This window comes from Crassaminicella profunda, from assembly GCF_019884785.1.
GTDB classification, from domain to species: Bacteria; Bacillota; Clostridia; order Peptostreptococcales; family Thermotaleaceae; genus Crassaminicella; species Crassaminicella profunda.
The window spans coordinates 2,423,962-2,441,262 of the sequence record NZ_CP082326.1; the positions used below are offsets into that span (position 1 = coordinate 2,423,962).

The 17,301-nt window shown below is 29.5% G+C and carries 16 protein-coding genes; 3 read left to right on the plus strand and 13 right to left on the minus strand.

Annotated elements, in window-relative coordinates:
- Window positions 1-185: 185 nt before the first annotated feature.
- Window positions 186-584: a hypothetical protein gene (locus tag K7H06_RS11525; RefSeq protein WP_223036196.1), complete on the minus strand. Its 399-nt coding sequence runs from the start codon at window positions 582-584 to the stop codon at window positions 186-188.
- 243 nt (window positions 585-827) lie between these two features.
- Between K7H06_RS11525 and K7H06_RS11530 the strand changes: the two genes are divergently transcribed.
- Window positions 828-1,121, plus strand: a complete 294-nt coding sequence (locus K7H06_RS11530; protein ID WP_223036197.1) for a hypothetical protein — start codon at window positions 828-830, stop codon at window positions 1,119-1,121.
- Between the two features lie 100 nt (window positions 1,122-1,221).
- On the plus strand, window positions 1,222-1,512 hold the full coding sequence (locus K7H06_RS11535; protein ID WP_223036198.1) for a DUF167 domain-containing protein: 291 nt from the start codon (window positions 1,222-1,224) through the stop codon (window positions 1,510-1,512).
- Here K7H06_RS11535 and K7H06_RS11540 read toward each other — a convergent pair.
- Window positions 1,493-1,711 (minus strand): hypothetical protein, encoded by a 219-nt coding sequence (locus K7H06_RS11540; protein ID WP_223036199.1) that lies wholly within the window; start codon window positions 1,709-1,711, stop codon window positions 1,493-1,495. The two genes, K7H06_RS11535 and K7H06_RS11540, sit on opposite strands and share 20 nt — an antisense overlap.
- 244 nt (window positions 1,712-1,955) lie before the next feature.
- Here K7H06_RS11540 and K7H06_RS11545 point away from each other — a divergent pair, with 244 nt between their 5' ends.
- Entirely contained in the window at window positions 1,956-3,767 is a 1,812-nt protein-coding gene (locus K7H06_RS11545) for an HD domain-containing phosphohydrolase (RefSeq protein WP_223036200.1), read from the plus strand.
- A 57-nt stretch (window positions 3,768-3,824) separates the two neighbouring features.
- Here K7H06_RS11545 and K7H06_RS11550 read toward each other — a convergent pair whose 3' ends face one another.
- The 11 genes from K7H06_RS11550 to htpG all read right to left on the minus strand — a co-directional run bounded on the left by K7H06_RS11550 (window position 3,825) and on the right by htpG (window position 17,256).
- On the minus strand, window positions 3,825-4,391 hold the full coding sequence (locus tag K7H06_RS11550) for a ferritin family protein (protein ID WP_223036201.1): 567 nt from the start codon (window positions 4,389-4,391) through the stop codon (window positions 3,825-3,827).
- 152 nt (window positions 4,392-4,543) lie between these two features.
- Window positions 4,544-5,662, minus strand: coding sequence for an aminotransferase (locus K7H06_RS11555; RefSeq protein WP_223036202.1), 1,119 nt, complete (start codon window positions 5,660-5,662; stop codon window positions 4,544-4,546).
- Window positions 5,663-5,673: 11 nt separating this feature from the next.
- Window positions 5,674-6,729: an ornithine cyclodeaminase family protein gene (locus K7H06_RS11560; RefSeq protein ID WP_223036203.1), complete on the minus strand. Its 1,056-nt coding sequence runs from the start codon at window positions 6,727-6,729 to the stop codon at window positions 5,674-5,676.
- 16 nt (window positions 6,730-6,745) lie between these two features.
- The gene (locus tag K7H06_RS11565) at window positions 6,746-7,708 is read right to left on the minus strand and encodes a threonine/serine dehydratase family protein (protein WP_223036204.1); all 963 of its coding nucleotides are present in this window, start codon (window positions 7,706-7,708) and stop codon (window positions 6,746-6,748) included.
- 144 nt (window positions 7,709-7,852) lie between these two features.
- On the minus strand, window positions 7,853-8,986 hold the full coding sequence (locus K7H06_RS11570) for a PucR family transcriptional regulator (protein WP_223036205.1): 1,134 nt from the start codon (window positions 8,984-8,986) through the stop codon (window positions 7,853-7,855).
- 173 nt (window positions 8,987-9,159) lie between these two features.
- Window positions 9,160-10,044 (minus strand): hypothetical protein, encoded by an 885-nt coding sequence (locus K7H06_RS11575; RefSeq protein ID WP_223036206.1) that lies wholly within the window; start codon window positions 10,042-10,044, stop codon window positions 9,160-9,162.
- A 435-nt stretch (window positions 10,045-10,479) separates the two neighbouring features.
- Window positions 10,480-11,841 carry an MATE family efflux transporter gene (locus tag K7H06_RS11580; protein ID WP_223036207.1) on the minus strand — a complete coding sequence of 454 codons (1,362 nt, stop codon included), beginning with the start codon at window positions 11,839-11,841 and terminating at the stop codon, window positions 10,480-10,482.
- Window positions 11,842-11,857: 16 nt separating this feature from the next.
- The gene (locus K7H06_RS11585; protein WP_223036208.1) at window positions 11,858-12,301 is read right to left on the minus strand and encodes a MarR family winged helix-turn-helix transcriptional regulator; all 444 of its coding nucleotides are present in this window, start codon (window positions 12,299-12,301) and stop codon (window positions 11,858-11,860) included.
- A 196-nt stretch (window positions 12,302-12,497) separates the two neighbouring features.
- Entirely contained in the window at window positions 12,498-13,706 is a 1,209-nt protein-coding gene (locus K7H06_RS11590) for an MFS transporter (protein WP_223036209.1), read from the minus strand.
- Window positions 13,707-13,910: 204 nt separating this feature from the next.
- Complete coding sequence (locus K7H06_RS11595; protein WP_223036210.1) at window positions 13,911-15,161, minus strand: GNAT family N-acetyltransferase; 1,251 nt, start codon at window positions 15,159-15,161, stop codon at window positions 13,911-13,913.
- A 220-nt stretch (window positions 15,162-15,381) separates the two neighbouring features.
- Window positions 15,382-17,256, minus strand: coding sequence for a molecular chaperone HtpG (gene htpG, locus K7H06_RS11600; RefSeq protein ID WP_223036211.1), 1,875 nt, complete (start codon window positions 17,254-17,256; stop codon window positions 15,382-15,384).
- Between the last annotated feature and the right edge of the window lie 45 nt (window positions 17,257-17,301).

The following is a 17,301-nucleotide window of genomic DNA, read 5'->3' on the forward strand; positions in this document are numbered from 1 at the left end:
TTAACTATATTCTACAATGAAATAAAAAACCAATCCATTTAATTACCTTACATTTATTATGTGAAAACTTACATTTTTGTAATGTTTAAGAACAAATAAAAAAGTCCTCACACCTTAAATAATCCTTTATCAAGGACAATTTAGAGTATGAGGGCTTTTTTTCCCTTATACAATCTAGATCAAAATTATTTTATTTGCAACCATTTATATGCTTCTTCATTGCTTGTAAATATTTTTGGTTTTACAGATATATCTTTTCCAGCTGCATTCATTTGCACCCCTATAACAGAATTATAAATATTTCCATCCTCTAAAAGAATTGCAGCTTTAGTTAATCCATTCTCTACCGCCCACTTGTTATGTTTTTGTAGTTTTACTGTTATCATTGAAGTTTTATAATTTCTTAAATCACAACACTTAGACCATGTCTCATCTTTAAATAGAGGCCTAATCTTAGTAACATAGTCTTTATGAAATCTTTCTAAATCTTCTGGCTTCCAATATCCTATTTGAGTTTCATAAACAATATTTTTTCTTGTATCTACCTTTAATCTATATTTTCCTTTTTCATCTTTTATCTCCATTTTGCACCACCCACGCTGATTCATTTTATTTAACAACCTTTATTATATATCATTTTATAGCAAACCTAAAAATTTTTCCATAAAAATTGTTAAATATTATCGAAAAAAGTATGTATTTAGCATAATTTACTTTTTCATTTTTCCCGTATTTTAAATATTTTTAAATATATTCCTATTTTATCTATAACACACTTCCTTCTATAAGAATAGAATATATTAAACCTATTAGAAAGGAGTGTTTCTATGCGCAATTATTTCTTTACCCCTCCAGGAATGTCACCTTTTACACCTGGTGGTCCACCATTAGCACCACCACCATCAGAAATTCCTAAGCAAGCTCCATATAAAGTAGACCCAGGCTCCATTAGGCGCTGTAAGAGAAAATACACATATATTTGGCTAAAAAATGGGGATAGTTTTTGGTTCTATCCCACATATATAGGGCGAAAATCTATTTCAGGATATAGGTGGATTGGTTTTTGGTGGGTTTACTATGGTACAGATTTAAAGAAAATAGAATCATTTGTATGTATTTAACGCTATCAAAGAATTGGGTTTGCCCAATTCTTTTTTGATTTTTTTCAATTTATCTTGTAAAATTATAAGAGATTTATTTTTTATAGAAAGGAAAAAATATATGGATCAAACAATCATTGCACATTATAAAAAACTTTTAGAAAAAGAAAAGACTATTACCCTTAAAATTAAGGTTTCTCCTAAAATGTCAAAAACAGAATTCAAAAAAATCCTTGACGATGACACCTTAAAATTAAATATAAAATCTGCTCCTGAAAAGGGTAAAGCCAATAAGGAAATTATCCATTATTTATCAAAATTATTTGGAATTTCAAAAAAAGATATCTCTATCATATCAGGGGAAACGGCTCCATTAAAGCTTATAAAATTATCTAAAAACTCATACATTTAATAGCTGCATTTATTTTCATCTGTTTTGAAACCATATGCTTTGTATTCCCTATATTATCTATCTGCATTAATTCTTTTCTTGAATTTTGAAAATATTCTTCGAAGCTTTTCCCGTTCTGATTTTCGTACTTTTTCTTATAAAGATTATGCTTTTTTTTATTCAAAAGATCTTCATGGGAACATGTTTTAAATACTCTCATTTCTCTATCTCCTTCTCAAAATTGTCTATTTATTATAATGTACGAATATAAACAAACTTTTAGGTACAATATGAGATTTTTAATATTTCTTTATATAAATTTTTATGTTTCAATCCATATATATATGCTAAAGATATTTGAAACAATAAAAAATTTTAAGTATTTTTGAAGGATATTGTAAACAAATATCGAAATATTATATTTAAATTTTCAATTATATCTAAAAGCATAGGGAGGAGACTTCTTGAAAATAACAATTAGAAGTAAAATCACCATTATCATGCTCATATTAATTATTATTTCTGTTTCAACATTAGGATTTTTAACATACAATGACTCAAAAGAAATAATGATCAATCAAATAAAACTAAATAATTATAAAACATTACAAAATGTAAATGATTATTTCTTGAAAAATTTTATGTATGATATGGAATATATTGTTAATCATTGGGCTTCAAAGGATGAATTAAAAAATTACCGTAATCAACCTGACCAGCCGAAAATGGTTGTCTCTATTCCTAAACATTTCAAACCTACTTCAGACAAATGGACAGGTTATGTTACTTCAAACCCTGATGTTGCTTGGATATATTTAGGTGTAGAAGAAGACGGTTCTCTTTTTGTTACTCCTATAGATCCTACAATGCCTAAAGACTATGATTGTAGAACTAGAGAATGGTATAAGGCTGCAATAAAAAATAAGGATAACTTAATCTGGACAGAACCATACATAGATGCAGGGGATCTTGGGAACATCATTGTCACTGTAGCAAAGACTGTGAATAAAAATGATCGACTTGTAGGTGTAGTAGGTATGGATATCAAACTAAAAAAATTCTCAAAGATCATTAATGATATCCAATTCGGTGAAAACGGTTATCTTATGCTTCTTAGCAAAAACGGAGACATTTATGCACATCCAGATAACAAAATGCTTACAAAGAACATAAGTCATGAAAAATGGGTTAAGAAAATACTTTCTAATGAAGAGGGTTCATCTATCCATATATGGAATAATAAAAAAGTAGTTGTCTCTTATTTAACCGTACCCAATACACAATGGAAACTTGTAGGAGTCAATCCAATAAATATCAATAAAGAAGTTGCTCCAATAAAAAACAAATTTATTGCTATTGGTATATTCAGTATACTTATTACTTTCATCATCGGTTATTTTTTATCCCTAATTATTACTAATCCTGTAAGTAATATGATGAAAGTTATTAACGAAGTATCTATACATAACAATCTCAATATTCATGTAAAAATCAACTCAAATGATGAATTTAAAATTTTAGGTGAAAATTTTAATGATATGATTGATAAAGTTAGAGAGTTACTTAAAGAAAGGAACGTTCATGTTCAAGAACTTCTAAAAAAGAATACAGAAATATTATCACAAAAAGAAGAAATTCTTGCCTATTCAGAAGAAACAGAAGCCATGAATGAAGAACTATTCAACCTTTTAGATGAAATCAGAAAAAATTATCTTTCAACGGTTAAAGTCCTTGCAAATTCAATTGAAGCAAACGATAAATATACAAGAGGACATTGTGATCGAGTGAGAAATTTTTCAATAGGCATTGCCAAAGAACTAAATATGAGCCAAACTAAAATCAATGTTCTTGAATTCGCTAGTATTCTTCACGATATAGGAAAAATAGGCATCCCCTCTTCCATTCTTAATAAAGAAGGAAAATTAACCAATGAAGAATTTAAATTCATTCAGCAACATCCTCAAATTGGATATGATATCCTTAAAGATGTAGATTTTCTTGAAGAAAGTAGAAATATCCTTCTTCAACATCATGAGCGTATTGACGGAAAAGGGTATCCTCATCAGTTAAAGGGTGATGAGATTCATATATTAGCAAAAATATTAATAGTTGCAGATGCTTATGATGCCATGACAAGTGCACGTCCTTACAGAAAAGAACCCTTAACAACAGAACAAGCCATCACGCAACTTAAGTTAGGCTGCGGTACTCAATTCGATAAAACAGTGGTTGATGCATTTTTAGAACTTCTAGTTAAAAATAACCTTTCATCTTAATGAATATGCTAAAAAACTTCTTATTAGATTTTCTAATAAGAAGTTTTTTATTTTCATCTATATGTAGTTATTTGCAATAATCTCATGCTGTTTTTCCACATCTGATAAGGCTTTAAATATCTCTTTTATAAGCTTGCTACAAACATTGGTACTATTTTTCTTATAAAAGGCTATGGCATGCTCTTCCCGTTTATAAGCTTCCTCAAGTAATAGTTTATCCGTATTTAATCTAGCATGATAATCAGGCTTATGTAACTTTGGTAATTGTTCAAATCCACCTAGTCTTTTATGTACCCTTGCATGCATAAACTCAATATTACTTAAGTCTTTAAAAAGCTTTTTAATTTCGTCGTTTTCTGCTAAATTGCTGGCTTCTTTATAAAATTCTCCATTAAACACTTCTAATTTCATGGCATGATCTAATACTTCTAAACTTTCTTGATCTAAATCCTCTTCTACATAATAGATTTCTTTTTCATCATCTAAATAAATCTTACTTACTCCACAAAAAGGACAATTGATGATCCTACCCTTTTCATTTTTTTCAACAAACGAATAATTATTTAAATCATAGGTATTTGAATTGATATTCATACCACATATCAAACACTTTAATTGACTCATTCCTCGTCCCCTCCCTTTAAAAATTTTATCCATATGGTAATTTTCCTTTATATTTATTTTACATCAGCTGCACTAAAAAAGCACCTATTCTTCAAATGATAGATGCTCTTTAGAATTCTCTCATAATCCTTATTGATTGTAATCTATTAAACCTATAAGTTTTTTAAAAAAGTAGATACTTTTTTAAGACCTTCCTCTATGATTTGAGGTGTATTGGCATAACCGATTCTAACAAAGCCTTCCATATCCATTGCTTTTCCTGGAACAAACATGACTCCCGTTTCCTTTAATAATTTTGTGCAAAATTCCTCTGATGATATATCAAAATCATATTTTACAAAAGCCGTCGTCCCTGCCTTTGGTTTTACATAACTTAATTTAGGCTCATCCTTAATCCACTTATCTAAAATTTCCACATTGTTCTTTACAATATTTAAATTTCTTTCAACTATTTTTTCTTTATTTTCTAAAGCAATCCCAGCTAAATACTCATCAATCATACCACAGCTAATGGTATTGTAATCCCTTCTTCTATTGATTTTTTCAATAAATTCTTCTGGACCACAAATCCAACCTATTCTAAGTCCTGCTAAAGAAAATGTTTTTGACATACTCCCTGTACTAATTCCCTTCTCATACAAATCAGCAATAGATGGTGAAAAACTTTCTCCCGTATGATTTAACCCTCTATACACTTCATCTGATAATATATAGGCATCTACAGATTTAGCAATTTCGATGATTTCTTTAAGAAAAGTTTCATCCATCAATGCTCCTGTAGGGTTATTAGGATTGTTAATACAAATCAACTTTGTTTTTTCATTCACATAACTTCTTAATTCGTCTAAATCCGGCAAGAAATTATTTTCAGGTAAAAGTTTTAAGATTTTTACATCCGCTCCAATAGATTCTGGAATAGAATAATGCTGCTGATAAGTAGGTAATACAGAAATCACACGGTCCTTTGGTTCTACCAAAGTCATCAATGCTAATTCGTTAGCACCAATGGCTCCATGGGTAGTTACAATATTTTCAATTTTTGCCTCTTTATAAAGGGATGTAACCCCTTTTCTAAGTGGAATGGCTCCTTCTATAGCGCCATAAGTTAATTTCATATCCAAAATATCTTCAATAACTTCTTTTTCTTTTCCTGCTATTTCTAGTAATTCTCTTACTGTTAGGGATTCTACACAGGTTTCTGCCAAATTGTATTCACAATTGTTCTCATATAAATTCATCCAGATTTCCACACCAAAATCTTTTATTTTCATCTAAAACCCTCCTATAATAAAATTTCTTCCCCAATACCATTTTCATTGGCTACATCAAGAGCTAATTTTGAAACCATCAAGTCTTGAAGAGCAATACCCGTTGTATCATAGATAGTTATATCCTCTTTTGAATTTCTTCCCTTTATATTCTGTAAAATTAATTCTCCCATCTCTCCAAGGATATCCTTCTCTTGAATAACCCCTTTCTTAATAGCCATTTCCGTTTCTCCAACATTTTTTGCTTGATTCACATCATCTACAAATACTTTTGCCATGCTGAAAATATTTTCATCTATTTCCTGTTTACCAGACATATCTGCACCTACACAGCTAATATGAGTTCCTGATTTTACCCACTCTTTCATGATCATTGGTTTTTTCGATGGAGTTGCTGTTGTAATAATGTTACTTTTCTTCACAGCATCCTCTAAATTTTCTACAGCTTCAAAAGTCACATCAAATTTTTCCTTAAGCATATGATATAATTTTTCATCATCTTTATAATAAGCAAGAAACTTCTCTTCTAATAATCCTTTTATATTTCCTTCAAGTTTTTTAGCATTTTCAAAATCTAGAGGATCATATAATCTTACTTTTTTAATATGATTCATAACCATTAACATAGCTGCAATTTGAAATGATGCTTGATGTCCAGTCCCTACCATCAAGAAATTTTCTGCCCCCTTATTTGCCAAATATTTAGCACCTATAGCACCTGCTGCACCCGTTCTCATACCTGTGATATGTTCTGCACTTAAAAGTCCAATAGGCACCCCTGTTTTCATATCAAAAACAAGAGTTGTTCCAATTAAAGGTGGTAAATCCTTTTTAGCATTCTCACCATACCAAGAAACTAACTTTAAACCATAAATATCTGCATCATTTAGATATCCAGATTTAATATCCATGTCTGCTGCCCCGGGTTCAAATTCATGAAAAATCATTGGCCAAACGTCAGCTCTTTTCTTAGCTTTTAAAGTATATACCTTTTCTACAGCTTCAATAACCTCTTTCATTCCTAATGTTTTTTTAATGACCTCTTGGTTTAAAACCTTTACTTTAAACATATTTTCCTCCTTCTCATTAATAATATTGATCTATTAATGTTTTTAATAACTCATCTCTAATATTTCCTCCAGTAATAACCAACGCCACATTTTTTCCTTTAAAACGTTCTCTATTTTGCTCATAAGCAGCATATACAATAGCACTGGATGGTTCACACAATATTTTTTCATATTTCATCATCTCTATTGTAGCTTTTGCCAAGTCTTCTTCTTTTACAATGATCACTCCATCAATACACTTTTTTGCCATAGCATAAGGGGTTTTAGCAATGCCACCAATCAAAGCATCACAAATACTTTCAGTCGCTTCAAAATATTCATAACAAACTCCATCTTCCAAAGATTTTCTCATTGCAGGGCTAGCTTCCGTCTGAACACCAATCACTTCTATTTTTGGATTCACATGTTTTGCATATACACTAATGCCTGTAATAAGTCCTCCGCCACCAATAGGTACCATAATTACATCAATATCTGGATTCTCATTGCATATTTCTAAGCCAATTGTTCCTGCTCCAGCTATACAAACAGGATCTTCACAAGGGTTTACTTCAATAAGCCCTAGTTCTTTTATTTTTTGTTCCCCAATATGATGGGCTTCATCATAATCTTTACCAACTTTATTTACCTTTGCCCCGAAGCAACTCATTTTTTCAGTTTTAGGGAAGGGTGTAGTCTCTGGCACAAAAATTTCTGTTGGATGGATGTCAAGTTTTGAAGCTGTATACGCTAAAGCTGCCCCATGATTTCCTGAAGAAATTGCCGTTACCCCTCTTTTTCTTTCTTCTTTTGTTAAGTTCATTAATTTACTCATAGCACCTCTTATTTTATAACTCTTTACAACAGGTTGCTGATTTTCAAGCTTCATAAAAACTTCAGAATCTTTATCACTTAACCTAAAACTTTTTTCTAATGGTGTTTTACAAATATGATCTTTCATTCTTTCATAGGCCAATTCAATATCCTTGTATGTCAACACCAAGAACACCTCCTATTCATTGTGAATATTTATTCTTATTCTTGGTATTATTATAAACATTTTTTCATTGTAAATGTTCTAATAATTATGCTGTTTATTTGTAAAATTTACAATAAAAAAGAACATCTTTAGATGCTCTTATCTTTAAACGGTATGTTCTATGACCATATATACTCTTATCATAAAGGATAATTGCTCATAAAAACCAGAAATATTTTCTTCAATCGGTAATAATTCTTTGATTTTTTTGATTCGATACCGAATAGTATTTCCATGTTGAAATAATGCTTTTGCTGTTTTGTTAATATCCCCATCGTTATTCACATAAATACAAGCCGTTTTTACCAAATCCGTCTCATGTTTTTTATCATACTCAAGAAGGGGGTTGATCATACTATTATAATATTCTTTTAACCAATCACTCTCTAGCATTGGAACAATCACTTTATTAAGACCTATATGGTCAAAACTAAGAGCTTCACATCCATAAGCTTCTGCTACTTTCCCTGCATATACAGCTTCTTTTATAGCCTGATCTAATTTGCTCAAACTTTTCATCCCACTAGAAGTCCCAATAACATACTCGCCTGAATTCATACCTACTTTAGACAAAACCTCCGTTATATTTATATATTTATCTTCTTTTGATATAATTAACAATACCCCATGTTCAATCAATAATGCAGTACTATAAAGATCTCTTGAAGGTCCGTTGTTAATAGTAGAAATGATATATTTAGGATCTTCATGACATTTCATGTAAGCAACAAAAATATTTTCTTTAAAGGTTGAATTAATTTCTAAAGCTACACGTCTAACCATCATTTCCGAAAGATTTGCATTTAAAAGTCCGTGAACCTTTGAAGATAGATACAAGTTGTCTTCATCATTCTTTAAAGCCTTTATAATATCATAAATAATATTTTCAGTATATAGTTCTTTAGGATATAAAAAAATTGGAAAATCATTGTGACTACAATAATAAATCACATCTTGAGACAATTCTTTAAAATAAATATTTTTAATGGCTAATCCACAAACACCTATTTCTACCAATTCCTTTACAACATCTAATAATCCATTAGGCTCTTCTCTTATAGGATATAAACTAGTTACTAGAAAATCTCCTTTTCTAAAGACCTCCTTCATACACCCACCGATTTCATAATCCAAAATCCCAACGGCTTTAACAATCCTTCCTAGTCCATTTTCTCCAGCTATTAGCTTTACCTCTTTTAAACCTTGAAGCTTACAAGCATCTCCCACACTTAAACTCAATTTTTTCACCTACTTTATCTTGATCTTATCATTTATTTTACCGTATTTATTCATAAAAAGCATAAAAGTATTGCTATTTTTATCAAAAGTTATCCATAAATCTAAAATTTTATAATTTCCTAAAACAAAAAAAAAATAGCAAAGCTATTCTTTTTTTTACTATTTTATTTTCTCTATTGATTGGTTAAATGATAAAATTCATTGATCAATAAGTCTATATCTGTCTTATTAGAAGGTGAACATATAGCCTCTATAGGTTCATTATTTAACAGATTTACTGAAAAAATATATACCTCTTCATCCTCTTTCTTTTCAAATTTTATCTCTTTAATCTTCGTTAAAGGTATATAATTCCATACGCCTCCATACTTACTATTTTTATCTTTTTGTAATTCATAATCCTCTCTGATCATGATCAATTCATTCTTGGTTAAAATAACTATATGTGCATTCGTTTTTCTTTTAGAAAAATACTTAAAATGTTTTTCACAAATTTCATTTTGATAGACTACATTCATAACTTTTTGCCCAGATAAAATACTTTGCTTACTATAATTTAAAAATTTCAAATCTACTGTTTTTAAGTAATCAAATTTTGACAATTCATTTTGCATATCACAAGGCTCAACATTACTAATAGAGGTCCTTATTTTTTTTATAATAGGTAAAAACAAATCATCTCTAGCTGTATTAAAACCAATCATTGATGATTTTAATTCATCATGTACTTCTCCACTAATCTTAATCCATGAATCTAACAATACAGAACCTATTTCCGTATAATAAATGTCTTCAAAACTATAACATATCATTTCAACTTTTTGATTTATTTCTTCATAAATACATACTCTATCATCAAAAACACTTATCAATTTGGTCACTTTATTCTTTGTACTCCATTTATTAGGCGGAATAAAAATGCTATCTGGAAATTGTTCATCTCCCTCAAATAATTGAAAATGTTCTTTAAACATCTCTGGTACTTCCTCATAAGATTGAATTTTTTTCGGCCAGGTTTTCATAGTTTCCCAAGATTTCATGTTTTTTGTAGATGTCATCTTATCGCTCCCTTCCTCTTTTATCTTAATCTTTTATATGTATTTTATGAAAAATATTTTTCATTTTTTAGCCATTTCTGACATAGATATTTAATCTAAATCATCCACTGTAAAAAGAACTTCACAATGAAAACATATCCTATTTTCCATATTCCATCCTTCATATGTTATATTGTTTGTAAAACAAAATAGTTTTATTATCTAATCCTCCTATAAACCAATTATTTTAGATATATATTATATACTTTTTTCAGAAAAGTCAATATTTTTTTGTTTTTTAAGGTAAATGATGTTAACGGCTTTCATATAAAAAAAACCTGTGCATCTAGGTATTTTTATCCTAAGTACACACGGTTTTCTATATGGATATATTATTTACAAATTAATTGTAAGTTTAATAAACCCTTTATATCCTATATGAACATACTTTTTCTTTTAAAACTCTCCTTGAATTTTATTTTCATTAAAAACGGTTTTTTCTTTCATCACTAATATGAAAGTAACCACTGTTGCAACAATATCTGATATGGGATAAGAATAGAATATCCCTTTAATTCCTATGAATAACGGTAAGATTAACACCAATGGAATTAAAATAATAATTTGTCTTGACATAGTAAGAATCAATGATTCTAACCCTTTTCCGATAGACTGGAATAAAGTTGACCCTATTATTTGGAATCCTATAAATGGTAGTCCCCATATAATCATTCTAAGGCCCTGCACACCTAATTCTATGGTTTTAGGATCTTTTGTAAATATACTTATGATCACTTTAGGAAATATAAGCATAATTAAAAAGGCAAATACACTCTGAATACTAGCATAAAGAGCTGCATATTTAAAGCACTCTTCTACTCGATCAAACTTCCTAGCCCCATAATTAAATCCTGCAATAGGTTGGAATCCTTGAGCTAAACCAAATAGGGGCATGAACATAAACATAAAAAATCTATTAATAATCCCCAGAACTACAACATGATAGTCTGTTCCATATTTAACCAAACTCTTATTCACAATAATCATCAATATACTACCTGCTATTTGTCTAAAAAATGCAGCCATTCCAACAGAAATAATTTCTTTCACATTCTCTTTTGTCAAATGAAAATTTGAAATTCTAATTTTAAGAAGACTTTCTCCTTTTATATAATAATATAAAAGCCAAATAGCACTACATATTTGAGCAATAACCGTTGCAAGAGCAGCTCCTTTTACCCCCATCTTCAGTCCAAGTATAAAAATCGCATCTAATAAGATATTGATCCCTGCCCCTACAATCATACTAATCATTGCCACTTTTGCATTTCCTTCAGCTCTTACATAGTTATTTGTAGACATGGCAAAACTGTTTAAAATAATTCCATAAGCTATTATTTTTGTATATTCTTTGGCATAAGGCATAGTTGCCTCTGTAGCACCACATAAAATCAATAATTGATCTACAAATAAAAACACAATCACCGTAATAATTGTATTGATAATAAGATTAAGAAGGATTGCTTCTCCTAATACTTTCTCTGCACCTTTTATATTTTTTTCACCCATTCTTCTTGAAATTGCAGATGCAGCACCTGTTCCTACAGTAAAGGCTATTGCCATCATAACCATCATAATAGGCATGGCGATGGTTGTTCCTCCTAAAGCTAAGGGCCCTACTCCATGTCCTATAAAAATACCATCTGCTATATTATAAAAAGCATTCACAAGCATTCCAATAATAGCTGGAATTGAAAACTTTAAAAGCAATTTATTAATAGGTTCATTGCTCATCATCTCTCTTCTTTTTTCATCCATATATACGCCTCCAAATCTATAATTTATTGGATATTTTCTCTAAAGTCTTAATGGCTTCTAAAAACCCATGCATCTCCTCTTCTGATAATTTATCCAATTTTTTCATTAAATGTTCATTCAGTTTGTAAATTTGCTCATCTGCAAAATATATACCATTTTTTGTCAATTGAATAACATGCTTTCTTCTATCTTTCTCATCTTTTGTTCGAATAACATATCCTTTTTCTGTAAGTACATCTATCACAGTTGTAAAACTTCCCTTTTCTAACTGAATCATACTACATAGTTCTGTCATACTTTTAGGCCCATGATTTTTGAGAATCATTACTGTTTTATGTTGATTCTTATTCATCTTATGCATAGCACACTCTCTTTTGAAAAAATCCATAAATAAATAATTTCTCATTTTAGCCATTGTTTTAAAAAAAAATTTCCTGATTTCTCTCAATTCCCCCTCCAATGGAACCCCTCCCTTTATAATACGATTTCTAATAGTTAGATTTCTTATCTTATGTATTCTAACATATTTTTCATCCTTTAGTCAATATAAAAAATTCCCATTATGCTTTTCGCATATGCTCATCTCGCAAGTTTTATAATTGCCTACAAAATAAAAAAGCACCTAACTTTTGTTAAATGCCTTTTATAAATCATAATTAATCCTCTTTTACTTTACTCGCTACATATAAATTCACTAAGGAAAGGGATGCTGCTAAAAAGAATATATATTGTGGCCCCCATAAGCTCCAAACGATTCCACCTAAATAAGCACATATAATAGAAACACAATGATCTAAACTAAGTCCTAAAGACAATGTAGGTGTAATATCAGAAGTTTTCACAGCTATAGAACGCAAATAAATAGTTCTAATCATCCCCATTTGAGTGGACATCCTATCAAATATAAATAACAGATACGCTAAAAACACAGGAATACCAATAGTAGCTAATGCTCCTGTTGAAAACCCTGCACTCAATAATCCATATACCACATACACAACAATAAACGATAATGCATCCGCATAAAGTAACTTCTTAATTCCAAATCGATCAATCCATCTACCTACAGCAGGAATAAAAAATACCCCTATAAAAGAACCAATAATACTTAAAATTGCTAAAGTATCTGCTCTTTTATTTAATAATTCAATGAGTACCCATGGGCCATAAACAATCATAATTTGTTTTTGTACCCCCCACATAACTACTAAAGTATAATAATACTTATATTCTTTTCTAAAAATAAAATTCACCTTTTTATTGCTTTTGATTGATTTTCCTATTTGTTTTTCCAGCATAAAAAATAAAATAAGTACTACCATCAAAATACCTGCTGATAGAATAAATATCCACTTCCATCTACTTGTGAAACTAAAAAAACCTACCCGAAACCCAATAAACACCACGATCCCAGCAAGCATTGTAAAAATCGTGGAAACGCCTTTATATTGTCCCATTTTCTTTCCAATATTTTCATCCTTTATCAAGGATATCCCTATACTATCTTTTATGGGCATAAACACATGCATCCCTAAAGAATTGATAAAAATAAAAATTAGCATAATAGTAAAGGGGGGTGTAATAAAACCTAATACACCGATACCAATAATACTTAATACTTGTGCTACCATAGCAATACGAATATCTGAAAATAATGATAATGAGGCAACAATAAATATAACAAGAACTCCTGGTAATTCCCTTGGAAATTCTATAATCCCCCGTTGATATGCTGTAATTTGGTAAGCATCTTTAAAATAATTGGCAAGTACATCATTGCTAAGACCTAACCCAAGTGCTGTAAATGCAAGAATCAAAAAATAAATTGCTTGAACTTTGTTCATATTTCTAAATTTCTTAAGCATCCTGTTTTATCCTCTCCTTTCATATCTATAGAATAATCCCTTACTACTTTAAATAATATTTTTTCTGTAACGCTTACTCTCTAAGCTACTATGTTTTTTAATTCTTGTCAATGGATATAACCTATTCACTAAAAAAGCATCTAACCCCTTAGCTAGATGCTTTTTATAAACCTTAATGATTTGATTCATTTTTCTATATCATTCTTAAAAATCTGTATAACATACGGGCTTTTGATTACAATAAAAGGCACGATCTAATTCTTCTATATATTCATCATGATCTAATTCTAATAAACCTAAATCAAATAATCCTCTTACACTAACACATCCTAAAAACAATGAAGAAAATTCAGCAATATCTATTTTAATGGTTGTTACAAATTCTTTCGTATCTAATAGAGCCTTTCCATTTTGGAATTTAACGATTATTTCTTCTGTTTTTTTATTAAAGTTATCATCAATTAGAAATCTTACACTTATATTGGCATGATTATAATTTCTATTCTCACACTGAATAAAAGCTTTTTTTACATCAAATATTTTATACATAACACCAACAGCTTGGGTGTTGGTTTCTAAATATCCATAAGGAATATAATTTAAAGAATCATTTCTTGGATCATTAAATAGATAATAAAAGCTTTCATCTTCTGTATTAAACATCACCAAATTCACTTGATCTTCTTGTTTTCTTAAGAACCCTAAAAGTTTTTTTAGGACTTGTGAATTTTCATAAATCAATTCCTTTATATAAATATTGTTAACCGTATAGTTTCCATCTTTTCCATTCTGAAATTTATAAACTAAATACCCATTAATATTTCCATCTTCATCATAGTTTCCTACAACTCTATTAAAATCATCACCAAATATGCCTTTAATCTCATCCCCTAATTTTCTCATCATCCCATGGGTTTTATGAACCACTCGATTATGACAATCAAGTAATTTACACAGCTCTTCTTCCTTTATATATCTAATATCACTTTCCCCATAATAAGCAGGAATTCTTGAAGCTAATATTCTATATTGATTCATCTTTGTACCAAATCCATATCCCATCTTTTTATAAAAATCTGGTCTAAATGGAAGTAAAAGTCCAAAAGGAACCCCCTTATCTTTATAATGCTCTTCATAAAATTTCAGCATGTCACGAGCTGCTTTTTTCTTCTTATGCATCAGATGAACACCTAAAAATCCAATTCCAGATACAGGAATAATTTTCCCAAAACAATTCATTTCAAAATCAAAAAGGCGCATTACTGCAATCATTTCATCTTCTTCAAACAAACCATAAAAAGTAACTGTAGGATCATTTTTGAGAATTTCTAATGTTTCCTTTTTGTATTGCTCCATTGCTTCTTTTGTAAAATCTTTAAAACTTGGATAAGCATTGTAAGCAATTTCAATATATTTGTCAATATGTATTTCCTTAAGTTCCCTAATTTCTCTCATGATTGCCCCCCCTATCGTTTTTCAACCTAACCTCTAGACCTGTTATCCATATTGTATGATCTATCTACAATATCTATTATAATTGTAGCAACTAATAATATCAATAATTCCCAATGGTTTTTTCTAATCATTTCCATTAAAACAAAGTCCTAAGAGATAGACTTTTTTAGTTTGTCTACTTCTTAGGACTTACTTTATTCTAGCTTAAAAGGATTTTTTTCTATAACATTATTTTACAAATATTATTTGTAAATTCTACTGGATCATTAATAGGTAATCCTTCAATTAATAAAGCTTGATTATATAATAAATTCGTATACAAATTAAGCTTCTCTTGATCTTTCTCAAAAGCTTCTTTCAATGATTTAAATACATCATGATGGATATTTATTTCTAAAACTTTATCCGCTTTTATATTTTGGTTATTTGGCATAGCATTTAATACTTTTTCCATTTCTATTGTAAGTTCACCCTCATTTGCTAAACATACAGGATGATTTTTTAACCTTTTTGATGCTCGAACAGCTGTAATCTTATCTGATAAAATATTTTTCATATGCTCAAATAAATCTTTATACTCTTCATTATTCTCTTTCGCATCTTTTTCATTTTCTTCTATTCCTAAATCCCCACTTGATACTGATTTAAATTCCTTTTCTTTATATGTCATAAGCATTCTTACAGCAAACTCATCTACCTCATCTGTAAAGTATAAGATTTCATAGCCTTTATCTCCTACTAATTCTGTTTGTGGTAATTTTTCAATTCTTTCATTAGACTCCCCAGCAGCATAATAAATATATTTTTGTTCTTCAGGCATGCGAGATACATATTCATCTAAAGTAACCATTTTTTTCTCTTTTGATGAATAAAACATCAATAAATCTTGTAAAACATCTTTATTACTTCCAAAATCACTATATACACCATATTTAAATTGTCTTCCAAAGGATTCATAGAATGCTTCATATTTTTCTCTTTCATTTTTTAATAAATTACTTAATTCATTTTTAATTTTATTTTTAATGTTTTTAGCAATCAACTTCAACTGTCTATCATGTTGTAACATTTCTCTAGATATGTTAAGAGACAGATCTTCTGAATCCACAATTCCTTTTACAAAGCCAAAATAATCAGGCAATAAATCTGCACACTTATCCATAATCAGAACACCATTAGCATACAACTCTAATCCCTTTTCATATTCCTTTGTATAGAAATCATAAGGCATTTTTTCAGGGATAAATAATATGGCATTATAACTCACAATACCATCAGCCTTAATATGAATATGTTTTACTGGTTTATCAAAACCATAGTGCTTTTCAGCATAAAATTTATCATAATCTTCCTTTGTCAATTCATTTTTATTTTTTTTCCATATAGGAACCATACTATTTAGAATCTTTTCCTCTATGTATTCCTCGTATTCTGTTTCACTGTCCTTTTTAAGTTTTTTTTCAGTCATATCCATCTTAATAGGATATCTAATAAAATCAGAATATTTCTTTATAATAGATTTTAATCTATATTCATCTAGGTATTCAGAAAATTTTTCATCTTCTGTATCTTCTTTTATTCTAAGTGTGATCTCTGTTCCAATAGCATCTTTTTCACATGGTTCAATGGTATATCCTTCTGCACCATTAGATTCCCACATATACCCTTCATCACTACCAAAAGCTTTACTCATCACTGTAACCGTATCAGCTACCATAAATGCTGAATAAAATCCCACACCAAACTGTCCAATAATATCATATCCATCTTTTAATTCGGTTTCTTTTTTAAATGCTAAAGAACCACTCTTAGCGATAACACCAAGATTATCCTCAAGCTCTTCTTTTGTCATTCCAATACCTGTATCAGAAATTTTTAATATCCTATTTTCTTTATCAGAGGTTATTTTAATATAGTAATGATCCTTATCAAAGCTTAATGAATCATCTGTCAATGCCTTATAATAAATTTTATCCATTGCATCACTGGCATTAGAAATAAGTTCTCTTAAAAAAATCTCCTTATGGGTGTAAATTGAATTAATCATCATATCTAATAATCTCTTAGACTCTGCTTTAAATTGTTTTGTTGCCAAGTAAATCTCTCCTTTCATCATAAAAACGATCCGTACAAAGACAAG